This window comes from Nostoc sp. (assembly GCF_036919675.1).
GTDB lineage: Bacteria > Cyanobacteriota > Cyanobacteriia > Cyanobacteriales > Nostocaceae > Nostoc.
The window spans coordinates 52,715-70,120 of record NZ_JBALCP010000119.1; the positions used below are offsets into that span (position 1 = coordinate 52,715).

14 protein-coding genes are annotated in these 17,406 nt (G+C 42.2%); 7 read left to right on the forward strand and 7 right to left on the reverse strand.

Annotated elements, in window-relative coordinates:
- Positions 1–625 precede the first annotated feature (625 nt).
- A complete protein-coding gene (locus V7K49_RS26770) occupies positions 626–1,909 on the reverse strand; it encodes a GGDEF domain-containing response regulator (RefSeq protein ID WP_335208331.1) in 1,284 nt (427 codons plus the stop codon).
- 917 nt (positions 1,910–2,826) lie between these two features.
- Positions 2,827–3,195, reverse strand: coding sequence for a dihydroneopterin aldolase (gene folB, locus V7K49_RS26775; protein WP_335208332.1), 369 nt, complete (start codon positions 3,193–3,195; stop codon positions 2,827–2,829).
- A 365-nt stretch (positions 3,196–3,560) separates the two neighbouring features.
- Between folB and menD the strand changes: the two genes are divergently transcribed.
- Entirely contained in the window at positions 3,561–5,321 is a 1,761-nt protein-coding gene (menD, locus tag V7K49_RS26780) for a 2-succinyl-5-enolpyruvyl-6-hydroxy-3-cyclohexene-1-carboxylic-acid synthase (protein WP_335208333.1), read from the forward strand.
- Here menD and V7K49_RS26785 read toward each other — a convergent pair.
- The 3 genes from V7K49_RS26785 to V7K49_RS26795 form a co-directional block, all read right to left on the reverse strand.
- A complete protein-coding gene (locus V7K49_RS26785; RefSeq protein WP_335208334.1) occupies positions 5,316–6,338 on the reverse strand; it encodes a reverse transcriptase family protein in 1,023 nt (340 codons plus the stop codon). The genes menD and V7K49_RS26785 overlap by 6 nt on opposite strands.
- Before the next feature lie 146 nt (positions 6,339–6,484).
- A complete protein-coding gene (locus tag V7K49_RS26790; RefSeq protein ID WP_335208335.1) occupies positions 6,485–7,267 on the reverse strand; it encodes a DUF3800 domain-containing protein in 783 nt (260 codons plus the stop codon).
- Positions 7,268–7,391: 124 nt separating this feature from the next.
- On the reverse strand, positions 7,392–8,264 hold the full coding sequence (locus tag V7K49_RS26795) for an Rpn family recombination-promoting nuclease/putative transposase (protein WP_335208337.1): 873 nt from the start codon (positions 8,262–8,264) through the stop codon (positions 7,392–7,394).
- Between the two features lie 186 nt (positions 8,265–8,450).
- Here V7K49_RS26795 and menB point away from each other — a divergent pair, with 186 nt between their 5' ends.
- Entirely contained in the window at positions 8,451–9,284 is an 834-nt protein-coding gene (gene menB, locus V7K49_RS26800) for a 1,4-dihydroxy-2-naphthoyl-CoA synthase (RefSeq protein ID WP_335071694.1), read from the forward strand.
- A gap of 123 nt (positions 9,285–9,407) precedes the next feature.
- Here the strand turns inward: menB and V7K49_RS26805 are convergent, their stop codons facing one another.
- Positions 9,408–9,722 carry a hypothetical protein gene (locus V7K49_RS26805; protein ID WP_335028113.1) on the reverse strand — a complete coding sequence of 105 codons (315 nt, stop codon included), beginning with the start codon at positions 9,720–9,722 and terminating at the stop codon, positions 9,408–9,410.
- A 468-nt stretch (positions 9,723–10,190) separates the two neighbouring features.
- Complete coding sequence (locus V7K49_RS26810) at positions 10,191–10,730, reverse strand: DUF721 domain-containing protein (protein ID WP_335208342.1); 540 nt, start codon at positions 10,728–10,730, stop codon at positions 10,191–10,193.
- A 340-nt stretch (positions 10,731–11,070) separates the two neighbouring features.
- Between V7K49_RS26810 and V7K49_RS26815 the strand changes: the two genes are divergently transcribed.
- From V7K49_RS26815 to V7K49_RS26835, 5 genes are all read left to right on the forward strand, one after another.
- Positions 11,071–12,429, forward strand: a complete 1,359-nt coding sequence (locus tag V7K49_RS26815) for a hypothetical protein (protein ID WP_335208339.1) — start codon at positions 11,071–11,073, stop codon at positions 12,427–12,429.
- Positions 12,430–12,689: 260 nt separating this feature from the next.
- Complete coding sequence (locus tag V7K49_RS26820; RefSeq protein WP_335208344.1) at positions 12,690–13,445, forward strand: PspA/IM30 family protein; 756 nt, start codon at positions 12,690–12,692, stop codon at positions 13,443–13,445.
- 334 nt (positions 13,446–13,779) lie between these two features.
- Positions 13,780–14,556, forward strand: coding sequence for a PspA/IM30 family protein (locus V7K49_RS26825; protein ID WP_273763718.1), 777 nt, complete (start codon positions 13,780–13,782; stop codon positions 14,554–14,556).
- A gap of 388 nt (positions 14,557–14,944) precedes the next feature.
- Positions 14,945–15,283: a thioredoxin family protein gene (locus V7K49_RS26830; protein WP_273763720.1), complete on the forward strand. Its 339-nt coding sequence runs from the start codon at positions 14,945–14,947 to the stop codon at positions 15,281–15,283.
- Between the two features lie 238 nt (positions 15,284–15,521).
- Positions 15,522–16,724 (forward strand): LL-diaminopimelate aminotransferase, encoded by a 1,203-nt coding sequence (locus tag V7K49_RS26835; RefSeq protein ID WP_335208346.1) that lies wholly within the window; start codon positions 15,522–15,524, stop codon positions 16,722–16,724.
- Positions 16,725–17,406: the final 682 nt, after the last annotated feature.

The window sequence follows — 17,406 nt, forward strand, 5'->3', positions numbered from 1 at the left end:
CTAATTTACGCGAACCACTCTTTTTGTTAACGCCGCTTAGGCGTATTTATATGAATTGGTAATTTGAGATAGTAAGTATTCATAAGTAAGCTCTCAATCTGTATGTAGCATTACATATGTCTGTTTGAGATCAAGTCTTACCCCAAGTTTAAGATGTATAAGATAAGTGGATAAAGTTTGAGTTTGTTATAAATATTTACAATTTTTAGATTATACTGCTGGATTTTGTATAAGTTTAAGCGGGCAGAATCGTAGCATCTCGAAATAAATATTTCTCTTGCTCATAAATAAATTTAGAGGCTTGAGACGCTTTTGGCAGGGTAATTCTAGAATCTTTCTCTCCTTGCGCTCTGCTCCCCTTGTTACTGAGCGGACCTGTAGCCGAAGTATTGCCTTGAGCGTACCCCTACGGGGAAGCAAGCTACGCATAGCGTCTCCAAGAGTTGCCGAAAGGAGCCGTTCGCGCAGCGTCCCGTAGGGAAGGAAGTCGAAGTATGCTCCCCTGCCTCTTCGGTCAGAGAATTAGACGACAACGTATCTTTGCAACTGGCATTTATATAAAATTTACTTCTCGTTGTAAAGAAAATTGTAGTAATTTGATTTAAGTGGTGGCAGAAAGGACTAATTAACTAAATATGGCATAAGTAGCTTTTCCCTGCCGTTTAGCTTGGTACATAGCAATATCAGCATCCCGTAACATATTTGCAGGCTCCTCATAATTACTAAAATTCCAAGCAATACCAATGCTAGCTGTAGTAGATAATTGATATCCATTCAGGTTAAGTGGCAATTGTAAAGAGTCTTGAATACGTTTGGCAGCATTGGTGGCGTCGGTAATGTCTTTAATATCTTCTAAAAGAACAGTAAACTCGTCACCACCAAATCGTGCTACAGTATCGCCACCGCGTAAACACGACTCTAAGCGTCGAGCGATCGCTACTAAAAAATCATCCCCTATTCCATGCCCAAAGCGATCGTTAATCTCCTTGAAGGCATCTAAATCCAAAAATAAAACTGCAAAATAATAATCGCTTCTACGTTTGCTACGTTCAATTGCTTGTCTGAGCCTATCTATGAATAAAACACGATTCGGTAATGCTGTCAGCCCATCATAAAACGCATTGCGGATCAGTTGCGCCTCTGTCTGCTTGCGTTTGGTGATGTCTTGAAAAACTAAAACCGCGCCAGTAATATTCCCATTCTGATCACGGATGAGTGAAACATTATCTCCAATCGCTATTTCTTTGCCATCTTTGGTAATCAGTGTACAGTTTTCTGGGAGATTCAAAACTTCACCTGCTTCGATTACATATCTGGCTAAATTTTTAATTGTTTCTCCTACATCTTTGTCAACTAAATTAACGACTTCTACTAAATCTTTACCTAAGGCTTCACTTTGCTTCCAGCCAGTGATTAGTTCTGCTATGGGATTCATCATTTGAATACAACCATTTGCATATGTGACAATCACTGCACAGCCCATACTGTTAATAATTGCCGCCAGCCTCTGTTTTTCTTCGTATAATATGTTTTTATTCTGATGTTTATACAGAGCCATTTCAATCGCAAAATGTAAATCACTTTCAAGAAATGGTTTGACTATGTAGCTAAAAGGCTCACTTAGCTGATTTTTATGTAATGTTTTATATTCTGAACCCTCTGTTAGATACACTACAGGCACATGGAAGTGATTCTCGATAATATCCGCTACCTGCACACCGTCAACTTCTCCAGCTAGGCAGATATCAATTAATACTAAATGGGGATGAGTTTCTGCTACCTTTTTTATTGCATCTTCACCAGACTTATTTATTTCTGAAACAGAATAACCTAGTTTTTGTAAACTTTTTCTAATATTTGAGGCAAAAAATTCTTCATCCTCAACAACTAGGATTTTACGGGCGAACATGTTACAATAACCTGTTTGCTAAGGTTCAGATTTGTGTGGTCAGTGTCAACTCGCTCTAAAAGTTACTATCTTATCATAAACAATCTGTAACTACCTGTCTTCATGTAAATACTGACTAATAAGCAAATAACGTGTTATTAACCTACTAGAATTTTTGTGCTTGTCAAACCTAATTATGATTAGTTTATACAGTTAATATCATGTCATCAAGATCACGTATAAATTAGTGTATAATTATCAGTAATTATAAAGTGATTTTCAAAAATATGTAATAGCTTTTCTTTAGAGAAGTATAAATATTATACTTAGAATTGATGTAAAAATTAATCAATAAGAAAAGTTCATAAAATTACAGTATATGATTTTTATGTAAGTTAAGAAAAATCATATACTGTATTTTATATATAATAATATTCATTCCCTAAATTACTACTAAAAATTAATCCTTATTTGCACTTAAAGAGTTTAATACTGCTTTGTCTACAAATAGTTTTTGTCTCAGCCTGGGTCTAAATTACAGTCTGAAACTATCTTAAATTTTGAATAGTGAGTGAAATGGTGTTACTTAGAACTACTCATCGCTTCTGGTTAATACTTAATCACAAATCCTGTGATCTGAAAATATACAAGTTAAATGCTCATCAGCAGATCACGGGATTTTTTAATTTTTTGGTAATGAGCGGGTGCTGGGGGTAATCGGAGGAAAGATTCTCTTGATATACTTCCACGATCTACGTAAGTAAGTTGGCGTTAAAAAATCAAGCAATGTGAGTAAATATAAAATCAGCGAATAGCTAAAAAATTGATCATTCCACAGTTTTTACAAAACTAAATATACATGGTTTTTATCGTGCCGACTTACTTAAACCCCCTTTCTTTGCTGGCTTATAGATATTTAAAAAAACACATTTTGTGCTTTAGAGATTGGACTTACTTTTAGTTAGTTCAATGCTAATTTTGCCACTAAAGTCTGGAATAGGTGCAGCAGGTTTACTTAGAGTGACTTGGACTTGGGTTACACGATCGCATTCTTGGAGAATAGAATCTGTGATCGTTGTTACCAATTTCTCTATCAAAGCAAATTTAGACGTTTTGACCAGATGTTGTATCAAGCTAATGACACTGCGATAATCTAAAGTGTCTTTGATCGCGTCAGTCTTGGCTGCTGTGGAGATATCCAACCATAACCTTACATCCACCTCAAACCATTGTCCTAGCACCTTTTCTTCTGGCAGATACCCAGTGTAACCATAGCAGCGAATTCCCGTTAAATGAATGCAGTCCATAAAAGTTTGAGAGCAAATTGTGCATTTTGTAGAAAGTGGAGCAAGTTTGCTTGGAGATTTTCTTTCTCACAAACTCGCGTAGCAGTGTTGGAAAACCTCATTTCCATTCCTCTCCCCTTTTAAGGGAGAGGCTTTGAATTCTCTCCCAACTCTACAAGGGTTGGGGGCTGGGGAGTTAGGTTTCACGTTGGCTTTTCCAGATAACCTGAATTGTCAGGCTTGTAATCCACCTTGAGGTCAAGCTGCTTTGGAAGTTCCGAGGTTCGGCTTCCCTCCTTCGGTCTTCTGTTTGCTCAACTTTCCCAAATGGATTTTAAATTGAATTTCCTTAGAAAAAATCTAAAATTTAAGATTGTTTTATAGCTATGTTTGATTTAATACCGATCGCTTATAGGAATGTTAATCAACTTTGGGCTTATATCTTAACAGAGACGCTAAAGCGGTTGGGATTGAGTTGTGCGATCATTTGTCCTGGCTCACGCTCTACACCCTTAGCAGTCGCCTTTGCTCAACAAGTACCTGAGATTGAAGCGATTTCCATTCTCGATGAACGTTCCGCCGCCTTTTTTGCTTTGGGACAAGCTCAAGCAACCGGACGCCCTGTGGTACTAGTTTGCACCTCTGGTACAGCAGGAGCAAATTTTTATTCAGCAGTCATTGAAGCCTCATATAGTCGCGTACCACTGTTGGTGTTAACTACCGATAGACCGCCAGAATTGCGAGATTGTCACTCTGGGCAAACTATAGATCAATTGAGATTATATGGAAACTACCCAAATTGGCAAACAGAGTTAGCCTTACCCTCCGCTGATCTGGGAATGCTAGCTTACCTGCGACAAATGGTAATTCATAGCTGGGAAAGGGCGCAAACTCCTACGAAGGGGCCAGTACATTTGAATATTCCCTTTCGCGATCCCTTAGCGCCTGTTCCTGATGGAACTGACTTGAGTTATTTGCAATCACAGTTTCAACCAGAAGACTTCTTCGCAGGAATAGTAAACACCACCCCATTTGCAATTCCGCATTCTCGATTCTCTATTCCCAAAGAATGGAAGGAATGCGATCGCGGCATTATTATCGCAGGTGTTGCCCAACCACAGCAACCACAGGAATATTGTGGAGCGATCGCGCAACTTTCCCAAACTCTCAAATGGCCCGTGCTAGCTGAGGGACTCTCCCCAGTGAGAAATTATGCCGAACTCAACCCTTATTTGATTTCCACTTATGACCTGATTTTGCGAAATCAGCAACTAGCAAAGCAGTTAGCGCCCGAAATGGTGATTCAGGTGGGAGAAATGCCTACGAGTAAAGAACTGCGTACTTGGATAGATGCAACCCAACCCCGACGCTGGATAATTGACAAGAGCGACCAAAACCTAGACCCTTTGCACGGGAGGACAACGTATTTACGGATATCTGTAGAAGATATAAAGGCAGAGGAGAGAAATTTATCTTTCTCCTCAGACTATGGAAAGAAATGGTGTGATGCGGAAGCTAAAGTCAGGTTAGTTGTTGACCAGACGATGGGGAAAATAGATGAAATAATTGAGAGTAAAGCGGCTTGGTTAATTTCTCAGATTTTACCGCCAGGAACGCCTCTATTTATTGCCAATAGTATGCCTGTGCGGGATGTGGAATATTTCTGGAAACCGAATAATTTAGGAGTGCGATCGCACTTTAACCGGGGTGCAAATGGTATTGATGGCACATTATCCACAGCTTTAGGAATTGCCCATCGTCAGCAAAGTAGTGTGATCTTAACGGGAGATTTAGCACTGTTGCATGACACCAATGGTTTTTTAATCCGCAATAAGTTTGTTGGGCATCTGACGATTGTGTTAATCAACAACAATGGCGGTGGGATTTTTGAAATGTTACCCATTGCCAAGTTTGATCCAGCATTTGAAGAGTTTTTCGGCACTCCCCAGGATATTGATTTTGCTCAGTTGTGCGCTACTTATAATGTCGAGCATGAATTAATTATTTCTTGGGAGCAGTTACAGCAAAAATTAAACCTGCTCCCAATTACGGGAATAAGGGTTTTAGAATTGCGGACAAATCGCAAAGCAGATGCAAAGTGGCGACAAGAGAATTTAGGGAAGTTTAGCGCCCAGTTTTGTCTATAGTTTAGAACGACGAGCAAAGATAACTTCTGGGTTGCGTTTTCTCTTGCGACTTGAACTTTCTGCCTCTTCTGCTTCTTGAGCGTTGAGAATTCTTTGCCATTCCATATCAAGCTGCAAAGCCCGATTTGGCTCTACTGAATACATGAAAGCTATCAATCCATCAATTGTGTTTATATCGTAACGCATATTTTTATGGTTAAAATCATGAACTCTGTCTAGATGATTCTCTAATCCGTATTTAGAAGCGTAGTATAAAATTTGCCGCAAGATTCTTTTTAGGGACTTTGATATACGAGGCATTGTAGTATCGAAAACAGTTAGCCCAGTTACATATTGTGATCGACCTCGCGATTGAGACTTCCACTTATTTGAGTTCAACTCAAACCCATAATTTTTTAAGCATCTTTTTATTTCTTTTTTTCCAGGCGTTTTCTCCCCTGAAAAAGTAATATCATCAGCATATCTAGAGTAGGAGCAATTATATTGTTTTGCTAAATCTACAAAAGCTTCATCTAACTGTTGACATACTAAATTTGCTAATACAGGACTGGTACTAGAACCTTGAACTAAATGTTGGTTAAAAGTACATAACTGAGCAAATACATCTGCTATTTTGTCTACACACCTCAGGTTATTAAAAACTTCGCAAACTTGTTGCTGGTGAATAGTGTCGAAAAAATCTTTAATGTCAATATTTAAAACATATTTTTTACTAAGATGCAAAGATGCATTTGTTGCAATTGAACGCTTACTAACAAATCCTTGAACATATTCAGGAAATGAAACTTTTGAATTAATAACTGTAGCTATATTCTTCTGGAGTAGATTAAGTTCATCCTCTACTTTGTAAACAATTCGGTATTTTCCCTTTTGACCCCGTCCTTTTTTAGGAATTTGCAGTTGATCATAAAATAAAGAAGGTTTATCAAGTACCGTTTGAATAAAGCCTATTGAACAACCAAATGCTATTTCAATTTGACTAATTTCTTCTATAGTTGTGAAATCTATATTAATCATTGTAAATAGTTCTAGAGGAGTAAGGGAATAGTTACACTGTGAGGTGTTTTAAAACGGGTACGACTCGCACCCACAAAAATTTTACGCCTCTAGAACCATGATAAGCATAGCACAGAGTACTCATAAAACAGTTGATTTTTAATTTTCTAGGGGAATGGGTGCTTGCTTGTAAAAAATTCATCTGTTCTATACTGATGAATCAATCTGATTTTCGGTCGAATTTTGTCAAAATTTCGAGCTTGCCAACTAGCGGGTTGACCTATCCCAAATGCCACGTGCTCTCTAAAAATTGCAGCAACATAATCTGCTATGGCTAAACGGACTTCATTCTTGCTACCGCTAATAATTTTAGGACTAACTGGAAACTCAACTTCATCAACTAACTGAATTTCTTCAACCAATCGGTTAATGATGCCTTGTATTTCTTTCAAACGATTCCCAACTTGGCTACCCTGCTGTTCAAAGCATATTCGGATATTTGCATCATGGTTAGCGCGAAGTCGCTCAAACATAAGACGACCGAACATACTATCATACCAGTCATATCCTATACTAGGATCAAAATCATTTTCTTTATTTTGATAACAAATATATCCCTTAAAAGGTAATTGTTGAATAAGCTCAAGAAATTTTATTCTAACCTCATTGTGGTCTTCACAATAATGGAAACCCTTTTTCAAAAAAGAAGTTTGAATACTTGGTACTGCTTGTAAGTAAGGATCGCCTAAAATATTTTTTTTTAATATATCTATTTGTTTTTTTAAATAATCAGGATGAGTTGTTGTAATACAGGCAACCGCTAGAATATTTGATTGTTTATCGTCATTACCAGTTTCATCTACAAACATAAAAATATCTTTACAGACCATAGCTAGAGCTAGCCTCACAAATTTGACAACTCGATGTTTTATTTTATCTTGCGTTAACAAAGGGTACTACTAATTTGTTTAACATGAATGTCATAAATCTCTAAAACTAGCTCGCAGTCAGTAGCTTCTGTTGTGACTATAGCCCTTTTCCCGGAGTGCGATCGCCTTCTCCTCTACGTGAAACTTACCCGCTTACTTCACCTTGTAACCACCTTTCCAAATCAGCAAGAGTAGAGAAATCCAACAAAGCATCACCTAAAGCTTCCAACTGTTCCACCGATAACCCTTGAATCTGGGACAGAAGCGCATCAGGAATATTACCCACGCGCCGATTTAATTGTCGTAAAAGGATCGTTCTTTCTCCTTCGACCTTTCCTTCTACTTTTCCTTCGACCTTTCCTTCCTCTCGTCCTTCTTCCTTCGCTTCCAGAATAGCCCGTGGTTCTTCCAGATTTAGTCCCAACATTGCTGCAATCTCCTCTCGACTTAGGGTAGAAAACTTGTAGACGATAATCGTCGTCACTAAATCAATTATCGCTTGTTCCGACTGTTGCCGTGCTTGCTCCAGCAAAAACCGCGCCCCTTCAACTGCTTCAGTTTCAGAGGTAATATTTGTCAGCAACATCAAACCCAATCCTAAAGGTTGTTGTCGCAAATCCCCCAACTCATTCAGATAAACCCGCCTGACTTGACCACTTTCTAACAAAGCACGGTGAATCGAAGAGGAAGAAGGTTCAAGACTGCGAGAACCAAAGATTAACACCCCAAACCAGTCATCGTAACGGATAGAGTGGCGGTAGAGAAACAAAAACAATTCGCTAAAAAAGCGGTGATATAGATCTTGGTCTTTCTGAAACTGCACTTCTGCAAAAAAGACGGTTTTGGAAACTGCATTAGCCGGAGGTAAAAATACTCCATCAATCCGAAACGCCGTTTCTTTCACCTCAACTGATTCAAACTGGTAGTTTTCCGCTTCTGGGGGTGGTTCATCTACTAATTCAAACAGCAAACCGGGAAATTGCTTAAATAATTTGTAGAAGATGGTGTCACGTCGCATTTTTATTCCTCAACACCCAGACAATTACCAGATTGTAAAGGACTGAGACACCAATTTTAGCGTAGGCGTAGCCCACACTTCGGCATGGTTCGACTGCGCTCACCAGCCGCTCAGTGACCGCCGCAGGTATCGCTTCTCCCTAAGACCGCGATAAAATTCTCAAGCACAACAGCGCACTCCATACCAATGCAAATTAACTGGGAAACTGCCAAAACCTACGAAGATATTCTGTATCAAAAAAACGATGGCATCGCTAAAATCACCATCAACCGCCCCCACAAACGCAATGCCTTCCGTCCCAAAACTGTCTTTGAACTGTACGACGCTTTCTCTGATGCTCGTGAAGATACTACTATAGGTGTTGTCCTATTTACTGGATATGGCCCACACACTGATGGCAAATATGCCTTCTGTTCTGGTGGCGATCAAAGTGTGCGGGGACATGCGGGTTATGTGGACGAAACTGGCATCCCCCGGTTGAATGTGCTGGACTTACAACGCCTGATTCGTTCCATGCCGAAAGTGGTAATTGCTTTAGTAGCTGGATATGCGATCGGTGGTGGACATGTCCTACACTTGATTTGCGACCTTACCATCGCCGCCGATAACGCCATTTTTGGACAGACAGGCCCCAAAGTCGGCAGTTTCGACGGTGGTTTTGGAGCCAGCTATCTCGCCCGCATTGTCGGACAAAAAAAAGCTAGAGAAATTTGGTTTCTCTGCCGCCAATATGATGCCCAACAAGCTCTAGAAATGGGCTTAATTAATTGCGTTGTCCCAGTGGAACAACTAGAAGCGGAAGGTATTCAATGGGCGCAAGAGATTTTAGAAAAAAGTCCGATCGCAATTCGGTGTCTCAAAGCCGCTTTCAATGCTGATTGTGACGGACAAGCTGGTTTACAAGAACTTGCTGGCAATGCCACCCTACTCTATTACATGACAGAAGAGGGGTCTGAGGGCAAACAAGCCTTTCTTGAAAAGCGTCCGCCAGATTTCCGCTCTTTTCCTTGGTTACCTTAAAATTGCAAAAATCGCACCCTTTAGTGAGGTGCGATTTTTGTAGATGTCAACTTTTACAGCACTAAAAATCTTAAAAACAAATCTTATAGAAAACTACAAACTCAATTCAGTAATAATGAATGACTAAATAACCACTGCTTTAGTCTTTACCTGTTCAGATATAGAGGCAGCTGTTTCCTCTACAGGGGCAAGAGCAGCATTGTCTAAATCTGAGGCTAGGGATTGAGAAGATGTTAAAACTGGGGCTGCATCTGGCAAACCCCAAGCATCTTCCAAGGTTTCCCAAGAAGGTGCAAAAGGTGCGAGCGCCAAAGGACAAGCCTTCCAACTAGCTTGAACTGGTGCTCCCAACTGCTGGCAGGTTCCGCCACGACGACCTTCTGGCTGGTAATGACGGCAATATTTACAGGCAGATGCTAAAAATTTAATGGGTTTCATTTGGATTGATCTTTAGTGCCGTTTCTGGCTGAATTTCATTCTTCCATTTTGCTTCTATATATAAATACGGATAAAAGCCAAAAAACCCTTATTTTATCTAGGTTTCAGCGATCCCAAGGAATAAATAAACTTCATTATGTTTTTATATTCTTGTTATATATTTAAATAATTCCGAGAGTGGTTAGCTATGGATTTTGGCGAAAAATTATTAGGGATCAAGACTAAAACCAAAACTTTTGATTTATCCAGCCTTTTAACTTCCTCCTTAAGAATGGCTTCACGGATAGAATTTCAGATAAATAGTCCGCTTTTCATACCACATTCGGCATACTTTAGCAGTTAAATATATTTTTTATCAATAATCAGAACTTTTCCATGTGGCAGCAGCAAATTACTTCAGAATAAATTCTGCTTAACGAATAATCGCTAAACTATTTTGCTTTTAATTTAGGTCAGGATTGACTCCCTTCAAAACTGTTTAGCAGCACAGACAGAACAGACTGCCCAGCGCTGGAGTTCACCGGGTGGGGTGGGAGATTCACACTGGGGACAAAGGGGTAAGCCATGCGATCGCGATCGCATGATCTTACCCCAATGCCCAAAAGCAGCATTTACATCCTTGGTGGGTGTAACATCAGGGCGGCTAATCTCATCACCAAGGTAACTGGGATGCTCATCGGGCGAAACCGTTTGTTGCTGTTTTCTCTCCACAGATGGATTCTGCCAGCCAGCAGTAGAGAAGCGAATATCAACTAAAGGCGTTGGCAGCTTTTTATTCAACTTTAAAAGCAGAGACGTGCGACCAAAAGTCAAGTTTTGCGCCCAAGCAGCACTAGAAGTTGCTACCCACAAAACATCGCGCTGAATCGACAATGGTCGAGTATGTGCGGCAACCACTGGCCCAACAACTTCTGCCCAACACTTGAGCAGGCGTTGAAATGGTTGCTCCTGCCATTTAGCCTGCTTTTCCAGAACGCCTAAAATATCATTAATTGATTTCAACGACATCATTAAAAGTGCTGTTAGTGGATAGCTATGGTTTAGCCCGTGAGGAGTGAGCAGTGAGGAGTTCTCCCACTACTCCCCTCACTGCCCCATACCCTATTTCCAAGATAGACTCCCATGAACTATCGTTCACAACAAAGCCTGAAAATCTCTCTTTTCTAATCTCCAATGCCCAATACAACTCTTGGAGAGGCTACGCCAACGGCTTCTCTACGAGATGCTCTTGCGTTCGCTCAGTACAAGTGCCCAATCCTCAGTCTATCTATTTAGATAATTTTCGCTACTATTGTCACAAATATATCTCAAATTAATTTCAGCAATCTCCGTTTGAGGCACAGAGGCAATGACTCAAAACCCCCTAAACGATTCCACTACTCAATCGTCTAAAAAACCTGGGTTGAAACCAGCACTTGCAGCAGCACTAGCGAGTTTAGAGGTGCCGCTAGATCAAGAGTTAGCTCGATATCGACGCACACGAACTGGTTTGGTGTCATCAAACCAGCCCCATGTTGTAAGTTATATGAGCAGCCAACCCCAACCGTTGACTGCCATTCCGACAACATCGGGCACAACTTACTCATCAGCAACGCAAATTAAAACCAACGTGCCGCCTGCATCTGTACCCGTGAATCCAACCTCAACGCCAGCTACGGCAAAAATTGACGAACCACCCACATCTTCTCTAGCTGTGAATCCTCAAAAGAACCCAGTGCCAGCTACGGCAAAGACTGAGGAACTAAATAATCTTAATGTGTCCTCCACCTCCGATTCTCCTAAAACACAAACTCAACTTCCACCACCGCCGCCCAACTTTAGTAGCAGCATCGTGCCAGCAGTCGTTAAAGATACCAAGAGCAAAAATCTTTTGCAGCCAGATGACACCCCTAAGCACCCAGATGACTATTTGGAATCTAGTGAAGCACTGCTGCGAAGTCTCACAGAAGAACAACCAGAAACCAAGAAACCAAGCAATTATAGCGACAGTCTGCTATCACCTTTGGGTATCGGCTCGATGTTGCTGCTATTGATAGCGAGTCTTACCTTGGGTTATGTATTATTCAATCCCAAAAGTTTGTCACAGTGGAATTTAGGCAAGTTGTTTAACGGCAACTCGTCTCCCACACCAGAAAATACTGAAGAAGTTGAGAGTAATGTCCAATCTCAGATCCAGCCACCAAGCACATCTATACCCAAGTATCCCAATCTAGCTGCCCAAGAATTTCCTGAGGTGAAAGACCCCAATGATGTAGTTGGCTTAAAACCCAAAGTCCAACCAACCCTCGCAGTAGTGCCTAATCCAGTCGTTCCCCAAAACCCCGCAAATCCTCAAGCGGCATTGCCTAACCCCAACACAGCCCTAAAACCGACAAATCCAATCGCCTTAGCACCAGTACCGACGCTACAGCCCTTGCCCCTCCGGAATTTACCTCCCACTTCACCGACAAAAACCTCGCCCAAGCCAATCGCAACCTCACCAAAGCCGAATGCAGAAATCAAACCAGGAACAGATGGGTTCTATCATGTAGTCATAGATAATAAAGGAGAGGCTTTTGCCTCAGCCCGGCAAGTAGTTGGTGATGCTTATTTATCATCCAACAAACAATTGATTTATCTCGGTGCTTTTAAGACTAAAGAGCAAGTAAAACAACAGATGCAATTGTTACAGGTAAAGGGAATTAAGGCACGGGTTCAGCAGCCATAAGTTGCAAAAATCTACGATACCATGAGATAACAGTCCTGAGTCATAATTGCTGAGTCTTGTGTAAACAGGATACGGGGACACGAGGACATTTTAATTATCCGCGTTGCCGTATCTACCACTTTTGGCATCCTCTTGGTTAAGTCAGGAGTCTTAATACTCAGCACAAAGTTAGTTGGGATGTGGCATCCACATAATATGCGGTGATGAGTAATTATCAAAACTCATTACTCAGCACTGAATTTCGTGAATGGAGAGCCGACATGGAATTAATCAAGCGTATCCTGCGGGTGATTCGCGCTAATCTCAATAGTTTAATCGGCAGTGCAGAAGATCCAGAAAAAATTCTGGAGCAAACTGTCCTAGAGATGCAGGAAAATCTGGTGCGGTTGCGGCAGGGTGTAGCACAAGCGATCGCTACCCAGAAACGCACCGAACGACAGGCAGCCGCTGCCAACTCTCAAACAGAAGAATGGTATCGCCGCGCCCAATTGGCTCTGCAACAAGGCAACGAACCTCTAGCACGCGAAGCTTTGACTAAGCGCCAAGCTTATAAAGAAACCACTACAGCCATCTTTTCCCAGATAGAGCAGCAAAACGATATAGTAGCTAGGCTAAAAAAGGATATGCGATCGCTAGAGTTAAAAATTGCCGAGGCGAAAACTAAAAAAGATATGTATATTGCTCGCGCCCGTTCTGCTGAAGCGTCTTATCGCCTCCAGGAAATGCTTGGCACAGTTTCTGCCACCAGCAGTCTGAATGCCTTTGAGCGCATGGAAGAAAAAGTTTTGCAGATAGAAGCTAAATCAGAAGCAATAGCTCAACTCGGTAGCGACGACTTGGAAACACAATTTACTTCCTTGGAATCTACTAATAATGTGGATGCCGAATTGGCAGCGATGAAGGTACAGGTTTTAAACCAGGCAGAAAACACACAGCACAACAGTCTCCTCACCCATGAGAACCAGAAGATAGGGCAGCCTCCCCAACAGGAGTTACCCAAAACTCAGGACTCTTGAAGTTTGGGTAGTTGCCGCAGGAAATATCTTAACTTCTATCTTGCGCCTGCCCCATATCCCGCCAGAGAATAAATAATCTCTAGCTAATAGTGCAAGTCCACGCTTGCTGGACTACAACCCTCACTCAGTCTTCTTTAGAAGAGTTTAGCTATAAGCCTTAGAATTCATTCCAAAGCTGTTATGGGGACTGGTGCAAGTTCTGAGTTAACAATTAAGAGTTGTTGGGAGGTACCGATCCAAACCGGAAAGATTACATTGAAATAGGTGGCTATTAAAAAGTAAAAAAGCTAACTGTCCAACTAAAAGCGTAAACCACACAAGGAAAAACAAAGTTATGGGATTATTCGATCGGATTAAGCGAGTAGTTAGTTCTAACCTCAACGACCTGGTTAACAAAGCCGAAGACCCTGAAAAAATGCTAGAACAAGCCATCCTGGAAATGCAGGAAGACTTGGTTCAGCTGCGTCAGGGAGTAGCCCAGACGATCGCCGCCCAAAAACGCAGCGAGAAACAGTACAATGATGCCCAAAATGAAATCAATAAGTGGCAACGCAATGCCCAACTGGCGGTGCAAAAAGGTGATGAAAATTTAGCCCGACAAGCTCTAGAGCGCAAGAAGACTTATACTGACACCAGCGCCGCCCTCAAAGCTAGTTTGGATACCCAAAGCACTCAAGTTGAAACCCTCAAGCGCAATTTAATCCAGCTGGAAAGCAAGATTTCTGAGGCTAAGACCAAGAAAGAAATGCTCAGAGCTAGAATCACTACTGCCAAAGCCCAAGAGCAACTCCAAGGCATGGTGCGTGGGATGAATACCAGCAGTGCAATGTCTGCCTTCGAGCGGATGGAAGAAAAAGTCTTAATGCAAGAAGCCCGGGCGCAGGCACAAGGAGAGTTAGCAGGTGCAGATTTAGAAACCCAATTTGCCCAGTTGGAAGGTGGTAGCGATGTTGATGATGAGTTGGCAGCTTTGAAAGCGCAAATGTTACCACCCGCTACTCCAGTAAGTCAACCCCAACTGCCACCGCAACAACAAACCACTGCTGCTAAGTCTAATGAGGTAGTTGATGCCGAGTTGGATTCCCTACGCAAGCAATTGGATCAGCTGTAATAATTGCCAGAAAACAAATTTTGAGCCAGTCCCACGCCTGTTGGCTGTGGGATTTTACGTCATTAGTCAACCAATTTTGGATTTTGGACTTCGGTTTACCTCGACTTACCTCGGTACAAGTCCCTCAGTCGAACGATTTCGGACTTCGGCAACTCTTAGAGACGCTCTTGCGAACGCTCAGTCGAACGATTTTGGATTTGTTTCGCCCATGAAAGCTTTGTGGGACGTTCGCGTTAGCGTCTCCAAGAGTTGTTTGGGACAGGGTATGAACCAAAAAATCTAAAATATAAAATTCGTAGTCAATAGTTAACAGTCCTAATAACTATTGACTACTTTGGGATAAAGTATTGTGTGTGCCAACTTTGATCGCCACCTGATGGAGACTGCAATGAGTAAGGCTGTAATCACCACCATAACTGATGCTGAGTTTGAAACAGAAGTGTTAAAAGCTGAACAGCCTGTATTAGTTTACTTTTGGGCTTCCTGGTGTGGGCCTTGTCAATTGATGCCGCCCGTAATTAACTCAGCTGCTACCAAATATAGCGATCGCCTCAAAATCGTTAAAATGGAAATTGACCCCAACCCACTCACTGTTAAGCAGTACCAAGTGGAAGGCGTGCCAGCCCTGAGACTATTTCAAGGAGACAAACTATTAGAATCTACTGAGGGAGTCATCAGCAAAGAAAAATTACTTAGCATCCTAGATACGCACTTAAATAGTAATTAGTCATTAGTGAATATTAAAGTCCATAGTCAAAATACCAAGAGTTTTTCACCCTTGACCAAAAGAGGCAAGGGTGAAAAAGGATTTTTGGTACGAGCCGCCTACAAGGGGGCGGAATCTTCTGATATTTGACGAGGTTACTCAGCATTGCCGAAGTGAGGTTCATGCCCTGCCCCCTTGTAGGGCGGTCTTGTTTCCCCCCTGCCCCCTGCCTCTAATTGACTCTTGACTCTTGACTAATATGCAATTTGCAAAGCGTTTACAACCCCTGCAATCTAATGTATTTGCTGATATGGACAGAGCCAAGGCAGTCGCTTTGGTAGCTGGACAACAAGTAATTGATTTGTCGTTAGGGTCTTCTGATTTACCAGCCGAGGCACACGTCATCGAGGCAATCGCCCAATCTCTCCACGATCGCAGTACCCACGGCTATCTGCTGTTTAACGGTACTTTTGGGTTTCGCCAAGCCGCAGCCAACTGGTACGAACAGAAATTTGGCGTCAAAGTCGATCCCCAAACTGAGGTACTACCTCTGATTGGTTCTCAAGAAGGCACAGCCCATTTACCCCTAGCTTTACTCAATCCAGGAGATTTTGCCCTGTTACTCGATCCAGGTTACCCCTCTCATGCCGGGGGAGTCTACCTAGCCAGTGGTCAAATCTACCCAATGCCACTACGGGAAGAAAACGCTTTTTTACCAGTGTTTGCTGATATTCCTGCCCCAGTCTTGGCTCAGTCGCGGATGATGGTATTAAGTTATCCTCACAATCCCACGGCTGCGATCGCTCCAATATCATTCTTCCAAGAAGCTGTCGCCTTTTGTCAACAACACAATCTTGCCTTGGTTCACGATTTCCCCTACGTAGATTTGGTATTTCAGGGGACTGGGGACTGGGAGAAGAATCTTCCCAATCCAAAATCCCTCGTTCCCTCGATTCTGCAAGCTGATCCAGACAAAAGCGTCTCGATTGAATTTTTCACCCTTTCCAAGTCCTACAATATGGGCGGCTTCCGCATTGGCTACGCCATCGGTAATGCCCAGTTAATTAACGCCTTACGCCAAGTAAAAGCCGCTGTTGATTTTAATCAGTATCGGGGGATTTTGAATGGTGCGATCGCTGCCCTAACTGGCCCTCAAGTTGGGGTAAAATCTGCTATTGCTACTTTCCAGCAGCGCCGTGATGCTTTCATCACTGCTTTACACCGGATTGGCTGGAATGTTCCTACTCCCAAAGCCACAATGTATATCTGGGCAAAATTGCCCTCACCTTGGAGTCAAAACTCTATAGAATTTTGTACCCAGCTAGTCAAACAAACTGGTGTAGCCGCTTCCCCAGGTGCTGGTTTTGGCAAATCTGGGGAAGGGTATGTCCGCTTTGCTTTGGTGCATGAGCCAGCTTTGTTAGAAACTGCTGTGGAAAGAATGGCTGAGTTTCTTCATTAAATTTCTTTTCAAGCTGAACGCCAAGGATTTTTGGCGGCAAAGTCTACGAATGGAACATGTAGTAGGGGCGCACAGCTGTGCATTGGTGTCAACTTAACGCTAAAAGGGTGGTTAGAAACCGCACGCCAGTTGCTTCTCACATTGGGAGACGCATTTGCTAGCAAGATCCCCGTAGGGGTACAAGTCGGGCATTGCCCGCCCAACGCACTGGCTCGTCTACACGAGGCTTTACCCCAATACAGTTCAGTTAGCGCCAAAAACCTTTAAGGACTTACGCCAAAACTCTCTGAAACTCTTATTTCTTCGTGTCCTACTCTGCGGTCAGCCACTTCTCAACTCTTGGAGAGACTGCGCCCTAAGCGTTCGCATAGCGTCTCGTAGAGAAGCTATGCCGCAGGCTTTACGAGACGCTCCGCGTAGCTTGCTTCTCCGTAGGAGTACGTGTCTATACGCCCTTTGTGGTTCGTTCTTTCTTAATTTTGGGTAAGTCCTGTCCTTAACCCAAGCATATTGGGCTTTACCCGCCTACGCTGGTTAAAAAACTTTACGAGAGGCTGCGCCAACGAGTCTGCGTTTGCCTCTGGTCTCAATACGGTTCAGTTAAGGGTCAAAGTGGTGTAAATTAAGCATTGTTCCCAAGAAAGGAAATTAAGTATCGTGCATCTGAGGGATTTCTCGTTGA